At 73.4% G+C, this 4294-nt stretch carries 3 protein-coding genes; all 3 read left to right on the top strand.

Features of this window, described 5'->3' with window-relative positions:
- Positions 1-470 precede the first annotated feature (470 nt).
- On the top strand, positions 471-932 hold the full coding sequence (locus tag ACFVWU_RS44395) for a glycosyltransferase (protein ID WP_387632306.1): 462 nt from the start codon (positions 471-473) through the stop codon (positions 930-932).
- Between the two features lie 112 nt (positions 933-1044).
- Positions 1045-1797 carry an SDR family NAD(P)-dependent oxidoreductase gene (locus tag ACFVWU_RS44390; protein WP_387632303.1) on the top strand — a complete coding sequence of 251 codons (753 nt, stop codon included), beginning with the start codon at positions 1045-1047 and terminating at the stop codon, positions 1795-1797.
- A gap of 153 nt (positions 1798-1950) precedes the next feature.
- Positions 1951-4294 (top strand): SpoIIE family protein phosphatase (locus ACFVWU_RS44385; protein WP_387632300.1); only part of this gene is annotated, 2344 nt, incomplete at its 3' end.

Below are 4294 nucleotides of genomic sequence, written 5' to 3'. Positions count from 1 at the left end.
GCCGGCGAGGATCGCGGCGGAGGTGCGCATGCGCAGCTTGAGAGTGGGCATAGAGACCTGGACCTCAATCGGGTTGGGCCGAGTCGCTCCCCGTTGTGGACCGTGGCCGGACAGGGGCCGAACGGTCGCGGGGGGCGGCTTGGCGATGAGCCGTTCACCGGAGGGACAGGTGCCGGTGTGGCTTGATGCAGCAATTGTTGCCAGGTGGGATCGGTTTTCGACAAGACCCCCTTGTGACGATCGGCTGTCGTGGACGACGGGTTCGCCGGGGTCGCTCGCGGGACGCGCGGCGTGGTCGACCACCGGGCTGAGCTGGGCAGATGCGGTCGCGAAAGGCCGCGGGTGGTGTCGGTGGCGGCTACGATCGCCGGTCGTAGAGCGTTTCGGGTGTGAGCGGGCTCACGGTTTATGTCAGTGTTTGCCCGATTTGTCTGTCACTGGCCGAGTCGCCGCCCGTGCTCTGAGTACAGGTGATCTTCCCGGGCCGAGGCCCACGTCACGCCCCCTTGCGTGCGCTGCTGCCCCGAGCGGCGTTCCTCGGCTTCCGCAGCGGCGACGATCTGGCGGCCACCTACGCGTCCCTCGACGTGTTCGTGCACACCGGCCCCTTCGAGACGTTCTGCCAGGCGGTGCAGGAGGCGTTGGCCTCGGGTGTCCCGGTGGTCGCGCCGGATGCCGGAGGGCCGCGGGACCTGGTGACACCGGGGCGGACCGGGTACCTGTACCCGGTGGACTCGGTCGACGGGCTGCGCGCGGCCGTTCTGGCGCTCGCGGACGACGATCGCCGCCGCCGATTCGGTGCCGCCGCCCGACGCTCGGTGCTCCACCGGACCTGGCCCGTGCTCTGCGATGAGCTGTTGGCGCACTATGCCGCGGTGCTCCGGCACGAGGCCGTCATGGTGCCCGGGCCGCGCGTCGGCACGCGAACGTGAGGGCGGCGCACGGGACCGGCTGCTCGACCTCCCACTCGGACCGGAATGGGCTTTCCGAGCCAGTGGTTGTAGGTCGGTGACGGTGATTCCAACCGGCTTCCGAGGAGTTCTCATGGCTCCGTCGCTGAATGGTTCGACCGCCCTGGTCACCGGTGCGACCAGTGGCATCGGCCGAGCGGTCGCGCGGGTTCTGGCCGAGCGGGGCGCGCACGTGGTCGTCTCCGGCCGTGATGCCGCCCGTGGAGAGCAGGCCGTGCGGGAGATCCGCGCGGCCGGCGGGAAGGCCGACTTCGTTCAGGCCGACCTGGGCAGTGCGGACGCCGCGCGCCGACTGGCCCGCGAGGCGCGGCGGCTGACCGGCGGCATCGACATCCTGGTCAACAACGCGGGCATCTACCCGTTCGCCGGTACCACCGACACCACCGAGGAGGTCTTCGACCAGGTCTTCGACGTGAACGTCAAGGCGCCCTTCTTCCTGGCCGCCGAGCTGGTCCCCGCCATGGTCGACAAGGGCGGCGGCGCGATCGTCAACGTGAGCTCCGTTGCGGCCGACAAAGCCATCGTCGGGGCCACCGCCTACGGGTCGAGCAAGTCCGCCATCAACCAGCTCACCCGGATCTGGGCGGCCGAGTACGGCCCGGCCGGCGTACGGGTCAACGCCGTCCTCCCGGGCGTGACCGAGACCGAAGGCGTGCAGGCCGCGCTCAGCGATGAGAACCGCGGCGCGATCCTCGCCATGACCCCCGCCGGCCGGGCCGGACTGCCCGACGAGGTCGCCGAGGCCGTGGCCTTCCTCGTGTCCGACGCCGCCTCCTACGTCAACGGCGCCCTGCTCACCGTGGACGGCGGAACGTCCGTCCGCTGACCCCGTCCGCTGCTCCCCGCGCGCCCACGGCCGGCGGGTGCTCAGGCCGGCCCGGCGGTCAGCCCGGCCCTCCGGCGGCTTCGGGTGTGCGCATCTCCGGGCCGGGTGGCAGCGTGGAGGAGGTGGGGGGCCGGAAGCGCGGGGACGGCCTGCATGCACACAGTGGACAGCCACGTCGCCGGGGGCACGGGACCCGGCGGACCGGGGGAGCACCGGTCCGCCAGGGATCGGCTGCGCTCGCGGCTGCGGGTGCGCAGTGTCGCCGGGCAGGTGTTCCTGTGGCTGCTCGTCGTGGTGGTGCTGCTGGTCGGCGCGGCCCTGACGACGCTCGTCCTGCAGGCCCGCAACTACGCCACGAGTGATGCCGTGCACCGCACGCGCGCCGCGGCCGTCACCTTGGCGCAGGGCCCCACGGTGGTGGACGCTCTGGGCAGCGCCGACCCGACCGCGGTGCTGCAGCCGTTGGCCCTGGACATCACGAAGAAGGGCGGCTTCGACTACGTCGTGATCGCCAGCCCCGAGGGGATCCGCTACGCCCAGACCGCCCAGCCCGAGCTGATCGGGCAGCGCCTCATCGGCCCGTACCAGCCGGCCCTCAAGGGGCCGATCACCATCAGCTTCACCGCGCCCATCGGACGGGTCGTGGAGAGCAGCGCGCCGGTCACCAGGCCGGACGGTTCGGTCGCCGGCCTGGTCCAGGTCGGCTACACCGTCGCGCACGTGGGCAGTGCGGTGAGCGGGCAGTTGCCGGTCCTGTTCGGCGGCGCGGTGGCCGCGTTCGCCGTGGGGGCGGGCGGGGCGGTGCTGGTGCGGCGGCGGTTGCGCCGCCAGACGCACGGCCTGGGCCCGGCCGAGATGACCCGGATGTACGACCACCACGACGCGGTGCTGCACGCGGTGCGCGAGGGCGTGCTGATCGTCGGCGGGGACGGGCGGGCGGTGCTGGCGAACGACGAGGCCCGGCGGCTGCTGGAACTGGCTCCGGAGGTGGAGGGGCGGCCGGTCACCGAGCTGGGGCTCGATCCCGGGCTGGCCGAGCTGCTGGCGTCGGGGCGGGCCGCCACCGACGAGGTGCACCTGGCCGAGGACCGGCTGCTCGCTGTCAGCAGCCGCCCCACGGCGCCGTTCGGCGGCGGGCCCGGCAGCGTCGCGACGATCCGGGACACCACCGAGCTGCGGGCGCTGGCCGGGCAGGCCGAGGCGGCGCGCGCCCGCCTGAAGCTGCTCTACGACGCCGGGCTGCGGGTCGGCACCACCCTGGACGTGGAGCGGACCGCCCAAGAGCTGGCGGATGTGGCGGTTCCCCGCTTCGCGGACTTCGTCACGGTCGAGCTGGCCGAGGCGGTGCTGCGCGGAGACGAGCCGCTCCCGGGCACGGGTGTCGCGGTGGGCCCGCGGATCCGCCGGGTGGCCGCCGGCGGCATCCGGGACGACTGGCCGTTCTACCCGGTGGGCTCGCAGATCAGCCCGCTGTCCGGCACGCCGGAGGCCATCGCCCTGGGGAGCGGGCGTGCCTCGCTGGTGGCCGACCTGCGTCAGGCGCAGGCCTGGTGGGCACGCGACCCGCGGACCGCCGACCGGATCCTCGCGTACGGGGTCCACTCGCTGGTCTCCACGCCGCTCAAGGCACGCGGCCTGACCCTGGGCACGGTCACCTTCTGGCGCGCGGGGCAGTCCGCACCGTTCGGGGAGGAGGACCTCTCCTTCGCCGAGGAACTGGTCGCCCGCGCGGCGATGTGCCTCGACAACGCCCGCCGCTACACCCGCGAACACCGGATGGCCGAGGCACTGCAGCGCAGCCTGCTGCCCCGGGGACTGCCCGAGCAGAACGCGATGGAGGTGGCCTACCGCTACCTGCCCGCGCAACGGGGCGTCGGCGGGGACTGGTTCGACGTCGTCCCGCTGCCCGGCTTCCGCGTGGCACTGGTCGTCGGCGACGTCGTCGGCCACGGCCTGCACGCCGCCGCCACCATGGGCCGACTGCGCACCGCCGTCCTCAACTTCGCCGCCCTCGACCTGCCCCCGGACGAACTGCTCGCCCGCCTCGACGAACTGATCGCCCGACTCGACCAGGGCGAGGCGGGGGCGGGAGAGGGTGACATCGAGGGTGGGGGCGAGCTGGCGGTCGCGGGCGCCACCTGTCTGTACGTGATCTACGATCCGGTCTCCGGACACTGCGCCATGGCGCGGGCGGGCCACCCGCCGCCCGCCCTGGTCCGTACCGACGGCAGCGTGGAGTACGTCGACCTGCCCGCCGGGCCACCGCTCGGCGTGGGCGGCCTGCCCTTCGAGAGCACCGAACTCCGGCTGGCACCCGGTACCGCACTGGTCCTCTACACCGACGGACTCGTCACCGGCCGCGAGCGCGACCTGGAGAACGGACTCGCCGCGCTGCACCGTTCCCTGGCCGACGCCCACGCGGACAGGTCCCCGGAGGAGTTCTGCCGGGCCGTGTTCGACGCGCTGGTCCCGTCGCGTCCGAGCGACGACATCGCCC

Origin of the sequence: Kitasatospora sp. NPDC058190 (assembly GCF_042883685.1) — a bacterium.
Taxonomy (GTDB): Bacteria; Actinomycetota; Actinomycetes; order Streptomycetales; family Streptomycetaceae; genus Kitasatospora.
The sequence above is the reverse complement of the archived record's forward strand: the minus strand, read 5'-3'. Positions and strand labels throughout refer to the sequence as shown.